The sequence below is a fragment of the Pseudomonas sp. 18058 genome (assembly GCF_902706155.1).
In the GTDB taxonomy this organism is placed as follows: Bacteria; Pseudomonadota; Gammaproteobacteria; order Pseudomonadales; family Pseudomonadaceae; genus Aquipseudomonas; species Aquipseudomonas rustica.
This window is the reverse complement of the sequence record NZ_CACSJY010000031.1, coordinates 22705-44248: the sequence shown is the minus strand read 5'-3', so window position 1 is coordinate 44248 and position 21544 is coordinate 22705. Positions and strand designations below refer to the sequence as shown.

General features: G+C 59.5%; 19 protein-coding genes and 1 pseudogene. 15 read left to right on the top strand and 5 right to left on the bottom strand.

The genetic code is table 11. The annotated features are described in order from the left end of the window. The first annotated feature begins 188 nt into the window (after window positions 1-188). The 7 genes and pseudogenes from GVL50_RS17675 to yddG all read left to right on the top strand — a co-directional run bounded on the left by GVL50_RS17675 (window position 189) and on the right by yddG (window position 6888). Entirely contained in the window at window positions 189-1382 is a 1194-nt protein-coding gene (locus tag GVL50_RS17675; protein WP_159814557.1) for an aromatic ring-hydroxylating dioxygenase subunit alpha, read from the top strand. A gap of 2 nt (window positions 1383-1384) precedes the next feature. Beyond that, complete coding sequence (locus GVL50_RS17670) at window positions 1385-2824, top strand: aldehyde dehydrogenase family protein (RefSeq protein ID WP_256671881.1); 1440 nt, start codon at window positions 1385-1387, stop codon at window positions 2822-2824. Window positions 2825-2834: 10 nt separating this feature from the next. Further along, window positions 2835-2996 (top strand): annotated as a pseudogene (locus GVL50_RS29050) (rubredoxin); the annotation flags it as partial. Further along, window positions 2985-4241, top strand: coding sequence for an FAD-dependent oxidoreductase (locus tag GVL50_RS17665; RefSeq protein ID WP_306109864.1), 1257 nt, complete (start codon window positions 2985-2987; stop codon window positions 4239-4241). The pseudogene GVL50_RS29050 and the gene GVL50_RS17665, both read left to right, overlap by 12 nt. A gap of 10 nt (window positions 4242-4251) precedes the next feature. Next, complete coding sequence (locus GVL50_RS17660; RefSeq protein ID WP_159814551.1) at window positions 4252-5583, top strand: FAD-binding oxidoreductase; 1332 nt, start codon at window positions 4252-4254, stop codon at window positions 5581-5583. Beyond that, a complete protein-coding gene (locus tag GVL50_RS17655) occupies window positions 5580-5948 on the top strand; it encodes an ethanolamine utilization protein EutQ (RefSeq protein WP_159814549.1) in 369 nt (122 codons plus the stop codon). Before GVL50_RS17660 ends, GVL50_RS17655 begins: the two co-directional genes overlap by 4 nt. A 43-nt stretch (window positions 5949-5991) precedes the next feature. Continuing rightward, window positions 5992-6888 (top strand): aromatic amino acid DMT transporter YddG, encoded by an 897-nt coding sequence (yddG, locus tag GVL50_RS17650; RefSeq protein ID WP_159814547.1) that lies wholly within the window; start codon window positions 5992-5994, stop codon window positions 6886-6888. A gap of 40 nt (window positions 6889-6928) precedes the next feature. Here yddG and GVL50_RS17645 read toward each other — a convergent pair whose 3' ends face one another. The 3 genes from GVL50_RS17645 to GVL50_RS17635 all read right to left on the bottom strand — a co-directional run bounded on the left by GVL50_RS17645 (window position 6929) and on the right by GVL50_RS17635 (window position 8072). Continuing rightward, complete coding sequence (locus tag GVL50_RS17645; RefSeq protein WP_159814545.1) at window positions 6929-7162, bottom strand: DUF2945 domain-containing protein; 234 nt, start codon at window positions 7160-7162, stop codon at window positions 6929-6931. Between the two features lie 10 nt (window positions 7163-7172). Next, window positions 7173-7373, bottom strand: a complete 201-nt coding sequence (locus GVL50_RS17640; RefSeq protein WP_053119506.1) for a hypothetical protein — start codon at window positions 7371-7373, stop codon at window positions 7173-7175. A 114-nt stretch (window positions 7374-7487) separates the two neighbouring features. Continuing rightward, the gene (locus tag GVL50_RS17635; RefSeq protein ID WP_159814543.1) at window positions 7488-8072 is read right to left on the bottom strand and encodes a TetR/AcrR family transcriptional regulator; all 585 of its coding nucleotides are present in this window, start codon (window positions 8070-8072) and stop codon (window positions 7488-7490) included. Window positions 8073-8281: 209 nt separating this feature from the next. On the opposite strand from GVL50_RS17635, the gene GVL50_RS17630 reads away from it, so the two are divergent. The 3 genes from GVL50_RS17630 (at window position 8282) to GVL50_RS17620 (ending at window position 12892) form a co-directional block, all read left to right on the top strand. After that, entirely contained in the window at window positions 8282-8959 is a 678-nt protein-coding gene (locus tag GVL50_RS17630) for a type 1 glutamine amidotransferase domain-containing protein (RefSeq protein ID WP_159814541.1), read from the top strand. Window positions 8960-9054: 95 nt separating this feature from the next. Beyond that, complete coding sequence (locus GVL50_RS17625; protein WP_159814539.1) at window positions 9055-10176, top strand: alkene reductase; 1122 nt, start codon at window positions 9055-9057, stop codon at window positions 10174-10176. Window positions 10177-10381: 205 nt separating this feature from the next. Beyond that, window positions 10382-12892, top strand: a complete 2511-nt coding sequence (locus GVL50_RS17620) for a PAS domain-containing protein (protein WP_159814603.1) — start codon at window positions 10382-10384, stop codon at window positions 12890-12892. A gap of 183 nt (window positions 12893-13075) precedes the next feature. Here the strand turns inward: GVL50_RS17620 and ycaC are convergent, their stop codons facing one another. Next, a complete protein-coding gene (gene ycaC / locus GVL50_RS17615; protein WP_159814537.1) occupies window positions 13076-13708 on the bottom strand; it encodes an isochorismate family cysteine hydrolase YcaC in 633 nt (210 codons plus the stop codon). A gap of 239 nt (window positions 13709-13947) precedes the next feature. On the opposite strand from ycaC, the gene GVL50_RS17610 reads away from it, so the two are divergent. The 5 genes from GVL50_RS17610 to GVL50_RS17590 all read left to right on the top strand — a co-directional run bounded on the left by GVL50_RS17610 (window position 13948) and on the right by GVL50_RS17590 (window position 19055). Next, entirely contained in the window at window positions 13948-14199 is a 252-nt protein-coding gene (locus GVL50_RS17610; RefSeq protein ID WP_159814535.1) for a hypothetical protein, read from the top strand. Then, entirely contained in the window at window positions 14196-14933 is a 738-nt protein-coding gene (locus GVL50_RS17605) for a Fic family protein (protein ID WP_159814532.1), read from the top strand. The genes GVL50_RS17610 and GVL50_RS17605 overlap by 4 nt, the downstream gene beginning before the upstream one ends. A gap of 111 nt (window positions 14934-15044) precedes the next feature. Beyond that, window positions 15045-15551 (top strand): sigma-70 family RNA polymerase sigma factor, encoded by a 507-nt coding sequence (locus GVL50_RS17600; RefSeq protein WP_053119498.1) that lies wholly within the window; start codon window positions 15045-15047, stop codon window positions 15549-15551. Then, window positions 15548-16516: a FecR domain-containing protein gene (locus tag GVL50_RS17595; RefSeq protein WP_159814530.1), complete on the top strand. Its 969-nt coding sequence runs from the start codon at window positions 15548-15550 to the stop codon at window positions 16514-16516. Before GVL50_RS17600 ends, GVL50_RS17595 begins: the two co-directional genes overlap by 4 nt. A 100-nt stretch (window positions 16517-16616) precedes the next feature. Further along, window positions 16617-19055: a TonB-dependent siderophore receptor gene (locus GVL50_RS17590; protein WP_159814528.1), complete on the top strand. Its 2439-nt coding sequence runs from the start codon at window positions 16617-16619 to the stop codon at window positions 19053-19055. On the opposite strand, the gene GVL50_RS17585 is transcribed toward GVL50_RS17590, so the two are convergent. After that, complete coding sequence (locus tag GVL50_RS17585) at window positions 19027-21534, bottom strand: RND family transporter (protein ID WP_159814526.1); 2508 nt, start codon at window positions 21532-21534, stop codon at window positions 19027-19029. The genes GVL50_RS17590 and GVL50_RS17585 overlap by 29 nt on opposite strands. Between the last annotated feature and the right edge of the window lie 10 nt (window positions 21535-21544).

The window sequence follows — 21544 nt, the reverse complement described above, 5'->3', positions numbered from 1 at the left end:
ACGCAACAAACCATTTAATCTCATCGATTGATGAGATTTCGGCATGAATGACTGCACCACTCATAAATGACTTTTTCTCATCAATCCGCGTTGAAAAATGGTTTGTTCGCGCCCTGCCCCGACCTCAAGAATCACTCCAGCCACAGGCCGAAAAGGCCGACCTACCGTGCGATCTGGAGAAAACAATAATGGGCATCGCCAACCTCATTCCCGTACACAGTCTGGAAAACGTCCTCGCCCCTATCGAGCACGCTCACGGCCTGACCAACGATTTTTATACCGAGCAACACTACTTCGAACTCGACCGTGATCAGGTGATGGGCAAGAACTGGGCGTGCATCGGTTTCGCCACCGACTTGCCAACCAATGCCTACGTCAAACCCGTGGACTTTATGGGACTGCCGCTGTTGATGATGCGCAACCGTGAAGGTCAGGTGCAGGTCTTCCACAACGTGTGCAGCCACCGGGGCGTGAAACTGGTGCAGGAAGCCGGCACCGTCCAGGGCATGATCCGCTGCCCTTACCACTCCTGGACTTATGACCTCAATGGTGCCTTGCGCGGCACCCCGCACGTGGGTGGTATCAACCAGCACAAAGACGAACGTTTCGCCTGTGAAAAACATGGTTTGAAAGCGCTGCGCAGTGCGATCTGGATGGACATGGTCTTCATCAATCTGTCTGGCGATGCCCCTGCACTGGAAGACGCCCTCGCCCCGTTGACCGAACGCTGGAAGCAGTTCCTTGGCGACGACGGCATGAGCCTGATGCGTCGCGAAGGCAACAGCGGTGCCATGGCGATCGAAGTCAACTGCAACTGGAAACTGGCGGTCGAGAACTATTGCGAGGCCTATCACTTGCCGTGGGTGCACCCGAGCCTGAACACCTACTCACGCCTGGAAGACCACTACAACATTCTCTTTGATCAATTCGCCGGTCAGGGCAGCTACGCCTACAACCTGTCGGACGTCGCCGGTACGCACCTGCCGACCTTCCCGTCGTGGCCAGTGGATCGCCTGCGCAACGCCGAATACGTGGCGTTCTTCCCTAACGTGCTGCTCGGCATCCAGGCCGACCACGCGTTCGCGATGATGCTGGAGCCGATCGCTCCGGGTAAAACCGTTGAGCATCTGCGCTTGTTCTATGTCGGTGACGAGGCGCTCGACCCGCATTACGAAGCCGCTCGCAATGCAGTCATGGCGTCGTGGCGTGTGGTGTTCGCCGAGGACATCGCTTCAGTTGAAGGCATGCAAAAAGGTCGCAGTTCGCCGGGTTACAACGGCGGTGCGTTCTCTCCGGAAATGGATTTGCCAACCCATTACTTCCACAAGTGGGCCGCGCGTTCGCTGCTCGACAGCGTCAAGCCAGCCTCTGCGGGAGAATGAACATGACCACCACACATTGGCTCAACTTCATCGACGGGCAGTGGGTCGACAGCGACCAACACTTGACCATTCTCAACCCGGCAGACAATCAGCCGGTCGCGACCATGGCCCAGGCCAGTGTCGACGATGCCGAGCGCGCCTTGCAGGCCGCGCGCCGTTGCGCTGACAGCGGCGACCTGATGCGCGTGCGTCCGGCGCAGCGCGTCACCTGGTTGTTGGAAATTGCCCGACAGATTCGTCTGGTCGCCGAAGAAGGCGCGCAGATTCTCTGTGCCGAAAACGGCAAAACCCTGAACGACGCCCGCGACGAGTTCACCGAAGCGGCGCGGTACTTCGAGTACTACGCCGGGATGGCCGACAAAATCGAAGGTATTTCCGTGCCGCTGGGTAACGGCTACATGGATTTCACCGTTTACGAACCCATGGGCGTGTCCCTGCAGATCGTGCCGTGGAATTTTCCGGTATCCATCTGTGCCCGCTCCCTGGCACCGGCACTCGCCGCAGGCAATGCCGTGGTGGTGAAGTCGCCGGAGCTTTCGCCGTTGGGTCTGTGTGTGTTGATGCAGGCCATCGAGCGCGCGGGCCTGCCGCAGGGCGCGGTCAATCTGATCTGCGGGCGTGGCCGCGAAGTCGGCGCTTATCTGGCCGGGCACAAACAGGTTGACCAGATCGTCTTCACCGGTTCGGTGCCGACCGGCCAGAGTATCCTGCGCGCCGCCGCTGAAAACGCGGTGCCGAGCGTGATGGAGTTGGGCGGTAAATCCGCGGCACTGGTGTTCGCCGATGTTGATCGTGAGCAACTGCTGAGCAGTGTGCGCAACGGCATTTTCTTTAATGCCGGGCAGGTCTGCTCGGCCATGTCGCGGTTGCTGGTAGAGCGCTCGATTTACGCTGAAGTGGTCGAACAGGTTGCCCAAATGGCGCGCAACTTGCGCGTTGGCCCCGGCGCGGAAAACGCCGAGCTGACGCCAGTGATTTCCTCGGGCCAGTTACGCGGCATCGAAGCGATGTGCCAACGGGCGCAAGCGCAAGGCGCGCGAGTGGTCGCCGGTGGCGAAGCGCTTAGCGGAACCACCGGCAACTACATGCAGCCGACAGTGTTCTGCGATGTCACTCCCGACATGGAAATTGCCTCAAGCGAAGTGTTCGGCCCGGTGCTGGCAATCATGCCGTTCGACACTGAAGCGCAAGCTATTGCCTTGGCCAACGGTACCGATTTCGGTCTGGTGGCCGGTGTCTTCACCCAAGATCTGAACCGCGCCTTTCGCTGCGGGCGGCGTTTGCGCGCAGGCCAAGTATTCATCAACGAGTGGTATGCCGGCGGCATCGAGACACCGTTTGGAGGCGTCGGTCTGTCCGGCTACGGTCGCGAGAAAGGTCAGGAAGCGCTCTACAGCTATGTGCGTACCAAGAACCTGGCCGTGCGCATTCAGGGCGAGTGAGGACTGAACCATGAAAAAGTGGCTGTGCATTATTTGTGGCTGGATCTACGACGAAGCCCTCGGCTGGCCCGAGGACGGTATTGTCGCCGGAACCCGCTGGGAGGACATTCCCGATGACTGGTTGTGCCCGGAATGCAAGGTTGGCAAAAGCGATTTCGAGATGATCGAAATCAGCGAAGCCCCCGCCCCCGCGCCGATCGCCGTCATCGGCGTCAAGCCTGTTATCGCACCCGTTACCGCCGCGAAATCTATGGCCGCAGTGGCCGGGCCGGTGGTCATCATCGGTAGCGGTCATGCCGGCTACGGCCTGGCAGCGGCGCTGCGCAAGCAAGATCCGAATATAGAGATTCGCGTGCTGACGCGTGAATGCGGGCACGTGTATTCCAAACCTGCCCTGTCGATTGCCTTGGCTCAGGGACGCAGTGCGACCGCGCTGGCCAGTGAAAGTCCGTTGGCGATCGAGCAGCGTTTGGGCATTCGCGTTTACCCGCACTGCCATGTCGAGCGAATTGACGCGGCGTCCGGGCGTTTGCACACCAATCTGGGGGAAATGAGTTACGGGCAACTGGTACTGGCCAGCGGCGCGGCGCCGATCCGCGTGCCGGTCGAAGGGTGCTCGGAAGCCATGGTCAGCGTCAATAATCTCGCCGACTATCAGGCCTTCCGCTCTCACCTCGAGGGCGTGCGGCGCATCGCGATCCTTGGCGACGGGCTGATTGGCTGTGAGTTCGCCAATGACCTGGCCAGCAGCGGCTACGAGGTTCGCGTGATTGGCCTCGGCGCGTGGCCGATGGAACGTCTATTGCCGCAGGCGGCGGGTCAGCATCTGCAAAACACCCTTGGCGAACTGGGTGTGCAATGGAACCTGCAGACCACCCTGCAGCGCATCGAACGTGGCGAACACGGCTTCGACTTGACCCTGGCCAACGGCGAAACGCATCAGGCTGATCTGGTTCTATCGGCGATCGGGCTGCGACCCAACCATGATCTGGCCACCGCCAGCGGCATCGCGTGCGGACGCGGGATCAAGGTCGACGACTGTTTGCAGACATCGACGCCGGGCATTTATGCCTTGGGCGACTGCATCGAAATCAACGGACAACTGATGCCGTATCTGGCGCCGATCAATCAGGGCATTGATGCCTTGGCCCGCACACTGCTCGGGCAGCCAACCGCCGTGCGTTACCCGCTGATGCCGGTGACGGTGAAAACCCCCGCCGCGCCACTCTGCCTGCTGCCGGCACCGCCCGACTGCGCGGGCCAATGGCGAATCGAACCGACCGCCGACGGTTTGAGTGCGGCGTTCCACGATGATAGCGGTGCCTTGCGCGCCTTCGCCTTGCTCGGACGCCAGGCACAACAACAGCGCAGCGCCTGGCTGCAAACCTGCCAACTCGCCCAATCCAACGTGGCCTGAGAACAACACTATGAACAACCGCGCAATTCACTTGCCACACGATGACCAGGACTGCGGCTGGTACGCCGCCCTGCCCGCGCCAGTTGCACCGCGTCGGCTGACGGGTCGGCAACAGGTTGACTACGCCGTGATCGGCGCCGGTTTTGCCGGGTTGGCCGCCGCCCGCCAGTTGGCCGAACATCTCCCGGACGCACGTATCGTGCTGGTCGATGCCCAGCGTGTTGGTTACGGCGCGTCAGGGCGCAACTCCGGTTTCGTTATCGACTTGCCGCACAAGATGGCTCTGGAACATCCGGATCCGGCCCACAAACAGCGCCTGCTCGGGTTGAACCGCAGCGCCATCGCGCAGTTGCAACGCTTGATCGGCGAACACCGGATCGATTGCCAATGGTCACACGCCGGTAAATATCAGGGCGCAGTCGGTGCACGGGGTTTGGCGTATCTGGAGCATTTCGAACACTTGATGCGTGAACTCGGTGAGCCGTTTCACAGCGTCGAGGGCGATCAACTGGCCAACGTTCTCGGCACCCGCCACTACCGTCGCGCGGTGTACACGCCCGGCAGCTATCTGATGCAGCCGGCCGCGTTGGTGAGGGGGTTGGCCGACTCGCTGCCGGGCAACGTCGAGTTGCTCGAAGAGTCGCCGATTCAGGGTTTGCAACGTGATGCTCAGGGACAATGGCTGCTGCAAGGTCGCGACGGGCAAATCCGCACGCCGCGCCTGTTGCTGGGAACGAGTATTTTCACCCAGGAGTTCGGCTACCTGCGCAGTCGTCTGCTGCCAGTGATGACTTTTGCCAGTTGGACGCGACCGCTGACTCAGGCAGAAATGGACGCCATCGGCATGCAGGCTGATTGGGGGCTGACGCCGGCCGACCATGCCGGCACCACCGTGCGCATGACCCAGGATCGACGCTTGATGATCCGCAACACCTACAAGCATGTGCCGCGCTACGGCAAAAGCGTCAGCGACAGCACTCGGCAGGAAATTCGTGCTGGCCATCGCAAGGCGTTGATCTCGCGATATCCGCAATTGGCTAACGTTGAATTCACGCACACTTGGGGTGGCGTCTACGCCATTTCGCGCAACTTCACCAACTTCTTCGGTGAGCTGGAAGACGGTGTCTACGCGACCGCTTGCGACAATGGTGTCGGTGCGGCATGGGGCACGATTTCCGGCACGTTGCTGGCGGATCTGGCCGTGGGTGCCGACTCACAATCGCTGAGTGATATTCGCAACGTCACCGGCATGCCGTCACGCAATCCACCCGAACCGTTGCTCGGTCTGGGCGTGCGTACCCGAATCCGCCTGGCCGCGTGGAACAGCCGGAGCGAACTGTGAAAACCTTGACTGGCAAAGGCCCGGTACGCCGCATCGACCATCGCGATCTCGACTTTGTCCATCGCGGCGGCCCGCCCGGCGCAGCGATGGTTGCGCGGGCGCTGAGCAATGAGGTCTCGCCGAACCTGGGCGTCGGCTTCGCTCGCTGGGAAGGCGCCGAAGTCAGCTGGACTTTGCTGTATGACGAAGTCATCTTCGTCATCGAAGGCTGCTTTGAGCTCACGGCCAACGGCGAGCATCACCGGGTCGAACCCGGGCAGATGCTGTGGATTCCTGAAGGCACTGAGCTCATTTACGGCGGTCATGCCTTGTTTGGCTACGTGGTCTATCCGGGTGACTGGAAGCAACGACACGGTTTGAACTGAAGGTGTAGCGCCCTTCTTCGAACCGCTAACTCAGAGAGCGTTGATGTCAGTCAGAAGTGAACGTGGCGCCACAGCCTGTGGCTTGTTGGCGATTGTCTTGTGGAGCACCGCCGCCGCATTGATCCGCAGCGTTAGTGAGATGTTCGGCCCCTTGGCGGGTTCGGCGCTGATCTATTCGCTGGGGGCCGTCATGCTCGTGGCCCTGTTGGGGCGACCGCGTTTGCGGGCGACATCGTGGCGTTATCTGATCGGCGGCAGCGCGTTGTTTGTGGCGTATGAAGTGTGCCTGTCGCTGGCGCTGGGGTTCGCCAACAGTCGTCATCAAGCGATTGAGCTGGGAGTGGTCAATTACTTGTGGCCGTGCCTGACCGTGTTGCTGGCGATTGTCATGAACGGGCAAAAGGCGCGCTGGATGATTGTCCCAGGCACGGCGCTGGCATTGTTCGGCATAGTCTGGGTGGTCAGCGGCGAGGGCTTGTCGGTGGACTCCATTGTCGCCAACGTTCAGTCCAATCCGCTCAGTTACAGTCTGGCGCTGGCCTGTGCGATCACGTTCGCGTTGTACTGCAACATCACCCGGCGTTATGCCGGAGGACAGAATCTTGTGGTGCTGTTTTTCGTGCTGACGGCCATTGTCCTGTGGGGCAAATACGCAGTGAGCGGCGAGATAATGCCGGCATTCTCCCTGCGCAACAGTCTGGAGCTGATCGCCGCCAGCACGGCCATGGCCGGTGGCTATGCGTTGTGGAACATGGGTATTTTGCGTGGCAACCTCACGTTACTCGCCACCGCCTCGTATTCCGCGCCGGTGCTGTCATCGGCGTTTGGCGCGGTGTGGTTGGGTGCGGCGCTGAATGTGCAGTTTTGGCAGGGCGCGGTGCTGGTGACGGTGGGGTCATTGCTGTGCTGGTGGGCTACCCGTCAGCAGGTGAATGCCTGAAAGGAGCACAAAGCATTGGGTTAAACCTTCTCACCACTGTTTATTTTATTGGGTGGCTCACGCTGTGATTCACCTGCAATGCCGCCGCATGATGCATCGCCAAATGCCCGGTCTTGTCGCTTTTGACTTCGTACTGGGGCTCTTGCTTTGAAGCAGGTCGATGCCGTCCCATGAACTCGACATCCCGCGTATGCACCTTGACCACCGTGCCGCGAATCTCGCCGGCCTCGCTGTTCCAGCGCACCGCGTCGCCGACCTTGAATGACGTGCTCATGGCAATCCCCTCACTGCGCTGGCGGATGCTCACTCGATACCGAGTTGGCGGCGTCCACATCCGTCATGTCCTCGTCGAGCGGTGACTCGTCATCGGCAGGCAATGGAACCTCTGGTTGATCGCGTTTCGGGTCGTGTCCCGTTTCATTGTCCGTGGTGCGCGTCACGTCTTGCTGCGACTTGTTGCCCGGTGCATTTTCATCGATGTCCATGACTGGCTCTCCACTTGGCCGCACGGAAAATCCGCGCTTAAAGGTGAGAGACAACGGCACCGCGCAAGTGCCGGGTACTGGACGAACGGTGCACGTGCTCACCATCAAGCCAAATTAGCTGGCCAACAGTGTTTTGGTCATTGCCATCGAGGTGTTCAGCGACTGCCCCGTACGCTGCAATTTGTTCAGCAAACTGGCGCCCAGCCACAGCTGATACAGGGTTTCCGCCAGATGCCGGGCATCACCGGTCGGCAGGGTCTTTTTGGCTTGGCCTTGCTCGATGCACAGCGTGATGCGCGAGACCACTTGCTCGGCGCCGTCGCGCAGGGTCAGGCGCATCGATTCGGACAGGTCGGCAACTTCGGCGCTGAGTTTTACCACCAGGCACTCATCGCCGTGGCCTTCGAGGGTGCAGCGGTCTTGCCAGCCCTGCCAGTAATCCATCAGCCGTTCATAGGCGGTCAGCCCCGGCAGGGTCAGGCGCCGCTCCATGTCGGCCAGATAACCGACGAAGTAATCCTCGAGCAAGGCCTGGCCGTAAAGCTCTTTGGATTTGAAGTAGTGATAGAACGAGCCCTTGGGCACGCCAGCCGTTTGCAGGATTTCGTTGAGGCCGACACTGGTGAAGCCCTTCTCGGCCATCATCCGGTGGCCGGTGTCGAGCAAGTGTTGGCGGGTGTCGTCGTAGGTCGGTTTCATGGGGGGCAAATTACCAGGCAATAGACCAGTCGTTTATTTCAGAGGATGGCGAGTTTGCCATACCTGCCGAGTAAAAACCTGTTGATAAAAAATTACTAGACGACTGGTCTAATTGGAAACTATGCTGCGCCCCGTCAACCGCATTTGCGGGTATCAGCGTGACGCGAATCCTTTGCGCCACGACGTCACCGATCAAACCAGGGTGCTCTATGAAAATTCTGATGGTTTTGACTTCCCACGATCAGCTCGGCAACACCGGCCGTAAAACCGGCTTCTGGCTCGAAGAGTTTGCCGCGCCCTACTACGCCTTCAAGGATGCCGGTGCGCAGATCACCTTGGTGTCGCCGGCCGGTGGCCAGCCGCCGCTCGATCCGAAAAGCGATGAGCCCGGCGCGCAGACTGCTGAAACCGATCGCTTTCGCAACGACCCGGCAGCGCAGCAGGCACTGGCCAGCACCGGGCGTCTGGCCGAGGTCAGCGCAGAGGATTTCGATGCTGTGTTTTATCCCGGCGGCCATGGCCCGCTGTGGGATCTGGCCGAAGACTCGCACTCGATCGCGTTGATCGAAGCCTTTGCCCGCAGCAACAAGCCCCACGGCTTTGTCTGCCATGCGCCGGGCGTGTTGCGTCACGTCGTCGATGCGGCAGGCAAGCCGCTGATTCAGCATCGCCAGGTGACCGGTTTCACCAATTCGGAAGAAGCCGCCGTCGGCCTGACCGACGTGGTGCCGTTCCTGATCGAAGACGAGTTTCAGCGTCTCGGCGGGCGTTACTCCAAAGTCGCTGACTGGCAGGTGCATGTGGTTGCGGACGGCCAGTTGGTCACCGGCCAGAATCCTGCCAGCTCTGCCGCTGTCGCCGATAAACTGTTGAAAATGCTCGGCTGATTCATCGCTCAACCTCATCACCGTGCTACGCGGTTTTATTTTTATTCTCGAAATAGTCGACTGGTCTAATAAGACCAGTCGAACAAGGTACCTCCATGCACAACAGCCCTTATTTCCAACCCGCGACGCTTGGCCTGCACACCCTGAAAAACCGTATCGTCCTGCCGCCCCTCACCCGCCAGCGCAGCACGCAACCGGGCAATATTGCCAATGAGTTGATGGCCGAGTATTACCAGCAACGGGCCGGCGCCGGTCTGCTGGTGACCGAAGGCACGCAGATCGAACCACGCGGTCAGGGTTACGCCTGGACACCCGGCATTCATACCCCGGAGCAAATCGCTGGATGGCGCAGAGTCACGGAAGCGGTGCACGCCGTTGACGGTGTGATTTTCGCGCAACTGTGGCATGTCGGCCGCGTCTCCCACACGGCACTGCAACCGAATGGCGCAGCGCCGGTATCGGCCTCGGCGCTGGCCACCGAGCGTGTCAGCGTGTTCATCGAAACCGCGCCGGGCGTGGGTGAACTGGTCGCCCCGTCGGCCCCGCGTGCATTGAGCACCGATGAAGTTCAGGAACTGATTCAGCTGTACATTCAAGCCGCGCGCAATGCGATGGACGCCGGTTTCGACGGCATCGAACTGCATTGCGCCAATGGTTATCTGGTCAATCAGTTCATCTCCGCGCACAGCAATCTTCGCGACGATCAGTACGGCGGTTCGCTGCACAATCGCCTGCGCTTTTTGCGTGAAGTGGTGGCGGGTGTCGCCGAGTGCATCGGCAAGGAAAAAGTCGGTGTGCGTTTCGCGCCGTTGTTCACCACCACCGATGAAGCGCGGACTTACCTGGGCATGGTCGAGGAAGATCCACACACCACTTACATCGAAGCGATCAAAGTTTTGCAAGACGTCGGCATCGCCTACCTGTCCATCGCCGAAGCCGATTGGGACGATGCGCCGGCAATGCCGTTGTCATTTCGTCAGGCCGTGCGCGAGACCTTCAGCGGCGCAATCATTTATGCCGGACGCTATAACGCTGAATCCGGGGCCCGCTTGCTCGAATCCGGACTGGCTGATTTTGTCGCCTTCGGACGCCCGTTCATGGCCAACCCGGATCTGCCCGCGCGTATCGCCAATGACTGGCCCCTCAATGCGCTGAACCCGGCCACCGTGTATGGCGGCAACGGCGAAGGGTATACCGATTACCCCGTGCACGGCTGACGGCGGCCAGCATCAAACAACGCACCGGGGATTGCCCTTCTTTCCCGGTGCAACTTAACCTCTGTGCGGCAGGTCAATCGTGTCAATGAGTGATGCGCCTGCGTGAGCAATGGCAGTCAGACCCCAAAACCAATAACGCACGAAGGGTGACATCCTGGAACATCTTACTCGCGAGGAGCTTGAGGCCGAGGTCACGCGGCTGCGTCTGGCGTTGGGCAACGCCGGAGCCGCCAAGCAGGACAGCGCGCAGGACCTGGCTGATCAATTGCATTTGGCGAGCCGTGCGGTTGCCGAAACCAAGGAGCGCTATCGATTGGCCGTCAAGGCGACCAGCGATGCGGTCTGGGATTGGGATCTGACCGCTGACCGGATCACCTGGAACGAAGCCCTGCAACAGGCTTACGGCTACACGGCAATCGCCACCGAGACCAACAGCGACTGGTGTTTTGCGCGGATTCATCCGCAGGATCGGCCGCGCGTTGAGGCGTCGATCCGCGCCGTCATTGATGGCACGTCTACCGACTGGAGCGCCGAATACCGGTTTCGCTGCGAAGACGGCTCCTACGCCGAGGTCGTCGATCGCGGGTATCTGATGCGCAACGCCGAGGGTCGGGCCGAACGCATGATCGGCGCCATGCTCGACCTGACGCGCTCACGCCATGCCGAAAACGCCTTGCGCCTCAGCGAAGAGCGCTTCCGCACGATTCTGGAAACCATCGAAGCGGCGTTCGCCATCGTCAAAGTCAAATTCGACGCTGACGACCGTCCCGTCGACTACTGCTTTGTTGAGGCCAACCCGGCGTTCGAGCGTCAGGCCGGGGTCAACTTGCGGGGTAAATGGGTCACCGAATTTGCGCCCAATCTGGAGAGTTTTTGGTTCGAGACTTATGGGCATGTCGCCAAAACCGGCGAGCCGGCGAATTTCGAGAATTACGCGAATACCTTTGAGCGCTGGTTTGATGTGCGCGCCGTGAGCGTTGGCGATCCTGCCGATCGACAGATTGCGATTTTTTTCAGCGACGTGACCGCGCGTCGCGACGCCGAGGAGCGTCTGCGGGTCAGCGAGGCCGTGGCCCGCGAGAACGTCGAGCGTGTGCAACTGGCCCTCGCCGCCGGTGCAATTATCGGCACTTGGCACTGGCATCTGCCGACTGATCGCTTCACCGTCGATGAAGCCTTTGCCCGGGTGTTCAACCTTGATCCGACGCTGGGTCGCGACGGTTTGAGTCTGGAGCAAGTGGTGCAAACCGTGCACCCCGATGACAGGGACGGACTCACCCGCGCGATTAACGAAGTCATCGCCCGTGGCGGCCCCTATTCCCACCAGTATCGGGTGTGCGGTGCGGATGGCAAATACACTTGGATTGAGGCTAACGGACGCGTCGAATGTGACGATGATGGTTCCCCGTTGCGCTTTCCCGGCGTACTCATTGATGTCGAAGACCGGCGCAATGTCGAGGCTGACCGAGACCGCGCGATTTCGGCACTGCGTGCGCTGAATGACACTTTGGAGCAACGGGTGACGGCGCGCACGGCTGACCTCATGCAGGCCGAAGAGAAGTTGCGCCAATCGCAAAAAATGGAAGCCGTCGGGCAACTTACTGGTGGGCTGGCGCATGATTTCAATAACCTGCTGGCCGGCATTTCCGCAGCGCTTGAGCTGATGGAAAGACGCATCGCCCAAGGTCGCCTGGAGGACGTCGACAAGTACATGGTCACGGCGCAGGGCGCCACCAAACGTGCGGCTGCTCTGACCCATCGCTTGCTGGCGTTCTCCAGAAGGCAAACACTCGATCCACGGCCAACCGACGTCAATATCTTGATCGTCGGCATGACTGAATTGATCCAGCGCACCGTCGGCCCGAGCATCCTGCTGAAAACCGAAGGCGCAAGCGACCTCTGGCCAGCGTTGGTCGATGGGAGTCAGCTGGAAAATGCACTGTTGAATTTATGCATTAACGCCCGTGATGCGATGCCCGATGGCGGACGCATCACCGTGCAAACAGCCAATCGAACACTGGATGACGAATCTGCTCAGGCGTTGGAGATGCCCGCCGGGCAGTACCTTTGCCTGAGTGTGGCCGACACCGGCACCGGCATGTCCGCCGAAATCATCGCCAAAGCCTTTGACCCGTTTTTCACCACCAAGCCTTTGGGCCAGGGCACGGGCCTGGGGTTGTCGATGATTTACGGGTTCACCAAGCAATCGGGTGGCCAGGTGCGCGCCCATTCGCAAGTGGGCCAAGGCACCACGATGTCAATCTACCTGCCCCGCTATCACGGCCAGGCGCCGCAAAATCACGACGACACGCAAAGCACATCGATTGCGGTGACCGCTGTGGGCGAGACCATTTTGATTGTCGATGACGAACCCACGGTGCGCCTGCTGCTGGCGGATGTGCTGTGCGACCTCGGCTATGACGTACTCGTCGCCGCCGACAGCGTTGAAGGGCTGGCGGCACTGCGCTCCAATGCACGCATCGATTTGCTGGTTACCGACGTCGGTTTGCCGGGCGGCATGAACGGCAGGCAAATGGCCGATGCCGGCCGGGAAATCCGCCCGCAGTTGAAGACGTTGTTCATTACCGGTTATGCAGAACATTCGGTGATCGGCAACGGCCAACTCGGCCCGGGGATGCAGGTGCTGACCAAGCCGTTTGCTATCGAAACACTGGTTTCTCGCGTCAGTGGCCTGATGGCCACCACCGGTGAATAGGATGATGCCGTAACTGTGGCGAGGGGATTTATCCCCGTTGGGCTGCGCAGCGGCCCCCGCTTCTTAACTGAAAAAGCAGGGGCCTGCTGCGCAGTCCAACGGGGATAAATCCCCTCGCCACAAGTTAATCGTCGGTGCGACAAAGCCTGCTTTTCAGGGCAGGCTTTGGTTTAGCAGGTCAGTTTATTTTTTCTGAGCCGTCAGCACCGAGTAGCCATTCATCAGGTTGCGATAGTTAGGAATCCGCTGCGACAGCAAGTTACCCAACCCTTCGATATCGTTGCGCCAGTCGCGATGCAGCTCACACGCCACCGAGAACCAGTTCATCAACTGCGCACCGGCCTGCGTCATGCGGCTCCACGCCGCTTGCTGCACGGTGGTATTGAAAGTACCGGAAGCATCCGTCACCACAAACACCTCAAACCCTTCCGCCAGCGCCGACAGAGTCGGGAACGCCACACACACATCAGTCACCACACCGGCAATGATGATCTGCTTGCGACCCGTCGCCTTGATCGCCTTAACAAAGTCTTCGTTATCCCAAGCGTTGATCTGACCTGGGCGAGCAATGTACGGCGCATCCGGGAACATCTCTTTCAGCTCCGGTACCAGCGGGCCGTTCGGGCCTTGTTCGAAACTGGTGGTGAGGATGGTCGGCAGGTTGAAGAACTTCGCCAGGTCAGCGAGTGCCAGCACGTTGTTCTTGAACTCGTTCGGCGAGAAGTCCTGTACCAGCGAAATCAAACCGGTCTGGTGATCAACCAGCAGCACGATAGCGTCGTCTTTGTTCAAGCGGTTGTAGGTTGGAGTGGTCATGGTGTGCGTCCTTTTTCAATGTTGGATTTGTTGTTGCGTTCAAGTTGGGTACAGATTACTGACGCATTGAAAAAGGATAAATCGGCTGAAAAGCGTTTCACCGTCAACTCAAATGGGACAATAAGCATTTGTACATTCGCCGTATCAATCTGCTTGCTGACGGGTCAGGCGCTGTCTGGCAAATTTGCAGATCAGACGCCATGCTATGATTTGAGGGAGAAAAATTGAGGACGTTGAAAATGACCGACAGTGTCGCCACTGAAGTTCGTAAGCTCGCCAAAGCGCATAAGGTTACCGGCGATCGCGATAGCCTGAGCCGCATGGCAGTGACGATTACGCGTCTGGCAGGTGATGCCGTCGAACTCGATGGCGTTGAACAATTGCTCGTCAATCTGAAAAGGAAAGGCGTGCTGAGCAAGTCTGAAATCATGGCCCTTCAGGGCCGGTACCTTCAGGAAAAAAGGCGCAGCAAAAAGCAGCTCAGCGCATGACTTTCGACCCCTTCGGCGATTTCGACACTGAAGGCTATCTGCAAAACTCGCTTAAGTTGAAAGACCCTCTCGAAGTTAAAGAATCTGAACATCTCGCCTTTGAAGCAAGCATCGATGACGCACTAGCCTATCTGGCCAAGAAAAAGCCCATCGACTACAAAGCCGTACTTAAAACACACGAAACCCTTTTCTCCGGTTTTTACCCTTGGGCAGGTAAAGACAGGAACGAACTCGTGCCCCACCTGGCTGTTTTCAAGGGATCACCGGACGATCCTCGCCATACCGTATTCGAACGCCCCGAGCTGATCAAAAGGTCAGTCGAATACGCATTGGAGCTCGCCGCAAACAAAAAACGCTTCCGGGATCGTCCAGGCGAGGTGATGGGACAGCTTGCGTCCGCCCACCCGTTCCTCGATGGCAATGGCCGAACGATTTTGCTCATCTACATGGAGTTGAGCTACCGCGCCAGATTCGCAATCGACTGGTCAAAAACATACAAAGACGTTTACCTGCGCGCGCTCAGTGACGAAATTGGCGCCCCTTGCGAAGGTCATCTCGATGAATACCTTCGACCATTCGTAATGGATATCACCAGCCGAGACGAATGGCCGGAAATGATTGGTGGGATAAAGGGACTGGATGGTTTGGACAAGGAAGGCATCACCTATGAAAAACTGGATAATCCCGAAGTCCAGAAACTCTACAAGACTTACAGAGCAAAACCTCTTGAATGACGCGTGAAGTGTGCGAGAGCCCATTTGTGGCCCTTCAGGAACATTGCGCTGCATCTGACGGCACAGGTAATATTGAGAGAGATTCTCACTAACATCTGGAAAAGCCCACCAGTGCACTCTCCTCCGTCCAGCAAGCTGGGATTTTTCTTCAGCGATCATCACCGTTGGCTGCTGCAACATATCAATCGCCAAGTGCGCAACCATGCGGACGCCGAGGACACCGTTGCCGATACGTTTTGCCAATTGCTGGTGGCGCGCGTCGACCCGGACAGCATTGAACAGCCGCGCGCTTACCTGTCGACCATTGCCCGTCGTCTGGTGTTTGATCGTCATCGTCGGCGCAAGCTGGAGTTGGCCTACCTTGAGCGTTTGTCGACGCTGCCCGAAGCACTGGCGCCCTCCCCTGAAGAACAATTGCAACTGATCGAAGCGCTGGTCGCGATTGACCGCGCCATTGATGGCTTGCCGCTGATCGTCAAAACCACGTTCCTCTATAGCCAACTCGATGGCCTCAGCTATGTGGCGATTGCGCAGAAACTCGGGCTGTCGGAACGCACGGTCAGTCGCTACATGAAACAGGCGTTGCTGCAGTGCTATCTGTGCGAGGTGGCGCCATGAGCAAGCGGCGCATCGACCCGGTCACCGAGCAGGCCATCGACTGGATGGTCAAGCTGCGCGCCGGCACACCCGACGCCAGACTGCAGGAGCGTTTCAACGCCTGGTTGTTGATGGATCGCGCGCACCGTCAGGCCTGGGACACATTGCAGGAACGCCTCGGCGATACGTTCAAACCGTTTCGCACACTGGATCAACGTTTACCCGGTCAGGCCGGCGAAGCTCGTCAGGTCTTGCTGCAACCCCAGGCTTCGCGGCGCGACGCCTTGCGCGTAATCGCCGGTCTCGGCCTGCTTGGCGGCGGTCTGTTGCTGGGCAGCAAAACTCAGCTCGGCGAATCGCTGCTGGCCGATTTGCACACCGCTCGCGGTCAGCGGCAGAACTTCAATCTGGCCGATGGCAGCCGCTTGAGCCTGAACGCCGAGAGCGCGGTGGATCTGCGTTTCAATGACCGCCAGCGCCTGGTCATCCTGCGCCGGGGCGAGCTGGTGATCGATGTCGCGCCGGATGCGAATCGCCCACTGATCGTACGCACCGCCGAGGGCGAAATGCGCGCGTTGGGCACTCGCTTCCTCGTCGCTCAGGAAGCGGACGCCAGCCGCCTGGTGGTGTTGCAGCATTCGGTCGAAGCGCGGTTGTTCGATGGCACCACGCAAGTGGTCAAGGAAGGTCAGGCAGCGCTGCTCTCCACGCGCAACATCACCTTGGCCAGCGACGATGAACGCGGTCGCGCCGAATGGTTGAACGGCCGCTTGAACGTGCTCGATGAATCCCTTGAGCAAGTGGTCGAGGCGCTGCGCCCTTACAGCCGAGGATTTGTGCGCGTCGCCCCCGAAGTGCGCGGCTTGCGGGTGCAGGGCGTGTTCCCGCTCGACGCCCCCGATCGAACCCTGGACGCCTTGGCCGAAACCCTGCCAATCCGCATCAATCGCTACAGCCCGTGGCTGACCATGATCAGCAAAAGATGAATGCGAAAAAATATTTTATGGAAATCATTCTTGTTTGTGTCCGGTTTTCATTTCTCATCCGACCTATCTCCTGACGCTTTAACAAAAACAGGAGATTGTTGTGTTCAACACATGGCCCCGTAACCTTTCTGCAGCCGTTGCTCTGGCGACACTGAGCACCTCAGCGCTGGCGCAAGACTTATCGTTCAACCTACCGGCCGGCCCACTCGCCAGTACGCTAAACGCGATTGCCGGCCAGAGCGGGCAGATCATTTCGCTGGAACCCGCGCTGGTGCACGGCAAGCGCGCGCCGGCGGTGATCGGGCAGATGCCAGCCGAGCAAGCGCTGCAAAAGGCACTCGCGGGCAGCGGTTTGCAGCTGCGCGTCACGGGGCAAGGCAACTTCAGTGTCGAGCCGGCCAGCGACAACAGCGCCTCGCTGCAACTGGACGCCACCAACATCGTTGAACGCAGCCTCGACGCCACCACTACCGAAGGTTCGGGCTCCTACGCCGCGCGCGCTGTGACCATCGGCAAAGGCACGCACACGCTCAAGGAAATTCCGCAGTCGATCACCGTGATGACGCGCAAGCAGCTGGATGATCAGGATCTGGTTGATCTGAAAGACGCGGTCAACAAAACCACCGGTCTGGTCGGCGTTCAGGGCGTGGGTAAAGGCATGATCATTACCTCGCGCGGTTTTCAGATCGATGACTGGCAGTACGACGGCGTGCCCATCCCACGCAACACTTACGCTTTGGGCAACTGGGCGACGCAGGATCTGATTTTCTTCGACCGCGTGGAAATCCTCCGTGGTGCTTCCGGCCTGCTGCAAGGCACCGGCAGCCCCGGCGGCGCGATCAATCTGGTGCGCAAGCGCGGGCAAAACACGCCGACCGTGACCATCACCGGCAAGGCCGGTTCGTGGGATCACTACGGCCTGCAACTGGACGCCGGCGGCCCGTTGAATTCGACGGGCAGCGTGCGCGGTCGCTTCGTTGCCGACGAAGACCAGAGCCAATCGTTCGTCGATTACGAATGGAGCAAAACCCACTCGCTGTACGGCGCACTGGACTTCGACCTGCGTGACGACACCACACTCGGTCTGGCGATCAGCAACTCCGATGGCGAGTCACGCCCGATGATCCGTGGCCTGCCCCGCTACTCCGACGGCAAGCCGCTGAATGTGCCGCGCTCGACTTACGGCGGCGCGCGCTGGAACCATCTGGACATCGACGTCACCACGCTGTACGCCGACCTCCAGCACAGCTTCAACGACGATTGGGCGTTCAAGGTCGGCGCGGTGCGCATGGACGAAACCAACAAGGGCAAAAGTCAACGTCTGCAAACCAGCGGCGACGGGATCAATCCCGATGGCAGCGGCATTCAGTACGCCGATTTCGCCACCGATTTCGACGCGACCAAACTCGGTCTCGACATGAACGTCACCGGCCACTTCGACGCCTTGTCCATGGCCCACGAAGTGATGCTCGGCGGCAACTATTCCAAATACACCTCCGACGATAAATTCGCCCGAACCTTTAACAACAACACCACCGACACGATCTTCGACATCGATCACGATCGCCCGGACATCAGCTACGAAGGCATCCTCAACACACCGGGCGGCCAAGCCACACCGAGCAAGTACGACGTTCGCCAGAAGGGTTTGTATGGCAGCTGGCGGGTCAAACCGATCGACTCGCTGACCCTCGTACTCGGCTCACGCGTCAGTTGGTATGACTACAGCTACAAGTACGCGACACAGAGAGCCTTCGGTGCGGCGATCGAGCAGCCGGAAAGCACCGCGAACGAAACCGGCGAAGTCACGCCGTACGCCGGCATCGTCTATGACCTGAGCCGCGAATGGGCGGTCTACGCCAGCTATACCGACGTGTTCGAGCCGCAGACCAACCGCAATGCCAGCGGCACGATGCTGAAACCAGTGGTCGGCAGCAACTACGAAGTTGGCCTCAAAGGCGAATTGATGGACGGCCGGGTCAACACCTCGCTGGCCGTGTTCCGCTACGACCAGGAAAACCGCGCCGTCAACGACCTCGCGTCGGGCATGATCTGCGACGGTTGGTATTGCTCCAATGCCGCCGGCAAAGTCCGCAGCCAGGGCATTGAAGCCGAGATCAGCGGCGAAGTGCTGACCAACCTGCAACTGTTCGCCGGCTACACCTATAACACCACCAAGTACCTCGATGACCCGGACAACGAAGGCAAAGTCTTCAGCACATGGACACCGAAACACATGCTGCGCGTGTGGGGCGATTACCAGTTCAGCGGCGACTGGGAACGCGTCAGCACCGGCCTCGGTTTCACCACGCAAAGCCATACGCTGGGTTACGAACACACCTACGACGTGGCGGGTTACACCGTGTGGAGCGCTCGCCTCGGCTACCAGTTGAGCAAGGAAATTGGCCTGGCAGTGAACGCCAACAACCTGTTCGACAAACGCTACTACACCTCAGCTTATAACCAGCTCAACGGCAACAACAACTTTGGCGACCCGCGCAACGTGATGTTCAGCGTGAAGTACACGCCTGAGTTTTAAGGCACTCAATGGGTTCAGCGGTTGGCGGCTGAACCCATTGCTTGACCGTCACCCCGCGCAGCAGAAAATGCGACAACGCTGGAATCAACACCAGTGCTCCGAGCATGTTCCACAGAAACATGAACGTCAGCAAAATCCCCATGTCCGCCTGAAACTTGATCGGCGACCAGACCCAGCACACCACGCCCGCCGCCAAGGTGATCCCGACCAGCCCAACCACGCGCCCGGTGAACGCCACGGCGTTGCGATACGCTGCGGATAACGGCAGGCCTTGACGCTGATAGTGCAACTGCACGCTGAGCAGGTACAGCGCGTAATCGACGCCAATGCCCACGCCCAAAGCGATCACTGGCAACGTCGCGACTTTCACGCCAATGCCCATGACCACCATCAACGCTTCACACAAAATCGACGTCAGCACCAGCGGCAACAACGCCACCAGCGTCGCGCGCCAACTGCGGAAGGTCACCAGACAGAACAATGTGACGGCGGCGTACACGTACAGCAGCATGGTGCGATTGGCCTCGCGCACGACGATATTGGTCGCCGCCTCGATGCCGGCACTGCCCGCTGCCAGTAAAAACTGGCGCTCGACACTGCTGTTTTCGCGGGCAAAGCGGTCGGCAATCGCGACCACCTCGTCGAGGGTCTCGGCCTTGTGATCCTTGAGAAAGGCAATCACCGGCATCACCGAGCAATCGGTGTTGAACAGTTCTGGCGAGTTGACCGAAGCCTGCTGCGCGGCATAGTTGAGGACGTCTTGATTGCGCTGGATGCTGCTGAGTTTCGGGTTGCCCTCATAGGTACCGGCGGTGATCTGCCGAACCGCGTTGACCAGCGAAACAGTGGCCTGTACCCCTGATGACTGTTGCAGTTCCCACGCCAGCCGATCGGCGAGGATCAGTGTTTTGTAGCTCAGACAGCCCTCGGGCGGGGTCTTGATCATCACCGCGAACAGGTCGCTGGACAGTGCGTAATGCGCAGTGATCCAGGCGTTATCGCGGTTGTAGCGTGAGTCGGCGCGCAGCTCAGGCGCGCCGCTTTCCAGGTCACCGACTTTCAGGTGCAGGCTGATCGCGAATCCGCCGATCCCCATCAACACCGCCACCAGCACCGCGCCCGTCGCCCACTTGGCGCTGGTGAAGCGGTCGAGACAGTCCCATAACCTGCCGAAACCTTTGTGGCTGTCAGCGCGGGTATCGATTTTCAGCGCACGCTCGGCAGCCTTCGCGCCCACGCCGACATAAGACAGCGCCACCGGCATCAGCAGCAACGAGGTAAAGATCAGCACCGCGACACCGATGCTGGCGGTGATCGCTAGATCCTTGATCACCGGAATGTCGATCAGCATCAGCACGGCAAACCCGACAGCATCCGCCAACAACGCAGTGACACCGGCGATGAACAAGCGGCGAAAGGTATAGCGCGCGGCGACCAGTTTGTGCGTGCCCCGGGCGATGTCCTGCATGATGCCGTTCATTTTTTGCGCGGCGTGGGATACGCCAATGGCAAAGATCAGAAACGGCACCAGCACCGAGTATGGATCGATGGCATAACCCAGCCACGCGACAAGGCCCAGTTGCCAGACCACTGCGACCAACGAGCAACCCACCACCAGCAAGGTACTGCGTACACACCGGGTGTAGAGATAAATGATGAGCAGCGATGTGATCACCGCCAGCGCGAAGAACATCATCACCTGAATCAGGCCATCGATCAGGTCGCCCATCAGCTTGGCAAAGCCGATTACGCGCACTTTGTAAGGGCCATCGCCCTCCTTGCCGGCCTTACGCGCGGCGCTGTCACCGGCGAATTCGATCTTGTCGCGCAATTGCTCTTCCAGCATCTGCGAGAAGTCACGGTAGTTGATTGGCTGAGCACCGGCGCCAGCCTTGTCCAGCAACGGCACCACGAGCATGCTCGACTTCAAATCACTCGCCACCAGACTGCCGATGATGCCGGCGCGGGAGATGTTCTGGCGCAACTGCTCGATTTGCTCGGGGGTGCCCTGATAGGCGTCGGGCATCACCGGGCCGCCCTGAAAGCCTTCTTCGGTGACCTCCGTCCAGCGTACCGCCGGACTCCACAACGACTTCATCCAGGCGCGGTCGACGCCTGCCGTGAGGAACAACTGATCGTTGACCTGTTTGAGCACGTCCAGATAGGCAGGATCGAAAATATCGCCCCGGGTGTTCTCCACCACAACCCGCACCGAGTTGCCAAGACCACGCAGCGCCTGCCGATTCTCGAGGTAATTCTGAATGTACGGCTGACTCTGCGGGATCATTTTTTCGAAGCTCGGTTTCAGCTCCAGACGGGTGACGGCCATGTAACCGAGCACCACGGTGATCATGGCCATCAGCAACATGAACAGCGGGCGAAAATTGAACACCATGCGCTCCAGCCGACTGCCGGAGTTGCACTCAAAATCACGTACATCACGGATCACCGGCATGCTGTCTTGTTCGATATTGCCCATATCCGGGTTC

Coding starts and splice junctions, on each gene's coding strand:
- yddG (WP_159814547.1), top strand. CDS start 5,992: ATGTCAGTCAGAAGTGAACGTGGCGCCACAGCCTGTGGCTTGTTGGCG.
- GVL50_RS17675 (WP_159814557.1), top strand. CDS start 189: ATGGGCATCGCCAACCTCATTCCCGTACACAGTCTGGAAAACGTCCTC.
- ycaC (WP_159814537.1), bottom strand. CDS start 13,708: ATGACCACTCCAACCTACAACCGCTTGAACAAAGACGACGCTATCGTG.
- GVL50_RS17625 (WP_159814539.1), top strand. CDS start 9,055: ATGCACAACAGCCCTTATTTCCAACCCGCGACGCTTGGCCTGCACACC.
- GVL50_RS17660 (WP_159814551.1), top strand. CDS start 4,252: ATGAACAACCGCGCAATTCACTTGCCACACGATGACCAGGACTGCGGC.
- GVL50_RS17610 (WP_159814535.1), top strand. CDS start 13,948: ATGACCGACAGTGTCGCCACTGAAGTTCGTAAGCTCGCCAAAGCGCAT.
- GVL50_RS17645 (WP_159814545.1), bottom strand. CDS start 7,162: ATGAGCACGTCATTCAAGGTCGGCGACGCGGTGCGCTGGAACAGCGAG.
- GVL50_RS17640 (WP_053119506.1), bottom strand. CDS start 7,373: ATGGACATCGATGAAAATGCACCGGGCAACAAGTCGCAGCAAGACGTG.
- GVL50_RS17635 (WP_159814543.1), bottom strand. CDS start 8,072: ATGAAACCGACCTACGACGACACCCGCCAACACTTGCTCGACACCGGC.
- GVL50_RS17670 (WP_256671881.1), top strand. CDS start 1,385: ATGACCACCACACATTGGCTCAACTTCATCGACGGGCAGTGGGTCGAC.
- GVL50_RS17595 (WP_159814530.1), top strand. CDS start 15,548: ATGAGCAAGCGGCGCATCGACCCGGTCACCGAGCAGGCCATCGACTGG.
- GVL50_RS17630 (WP_159814541.1), top strand. CDS start 8,282: ATGAAAATTCTGATGGTTTTGACTTCCCACGATCAGCTCGGCAACACC.
- GVL50_RS17585 (WP_159814526.1), bottom strand. CDS start 21,534: ATGGGCAATATCGAACAAGACAGCATGCCGGTGATCCGTGATGTACGT.
- GVL50_RS17605 (WP_159814532.1), top strand. CDS start 14,196: ATGACTTTCGACCCCTTCGGCGATTTCGACACTGAAGGCTATCTGCAA.
- GVL50_RS17665 (WP_306109864.1), top strand. CDS start 2,985: ATGATCGAAATCAGCGAAGCCCCCGCCCCCGCGCCGATCGCCGTCATC.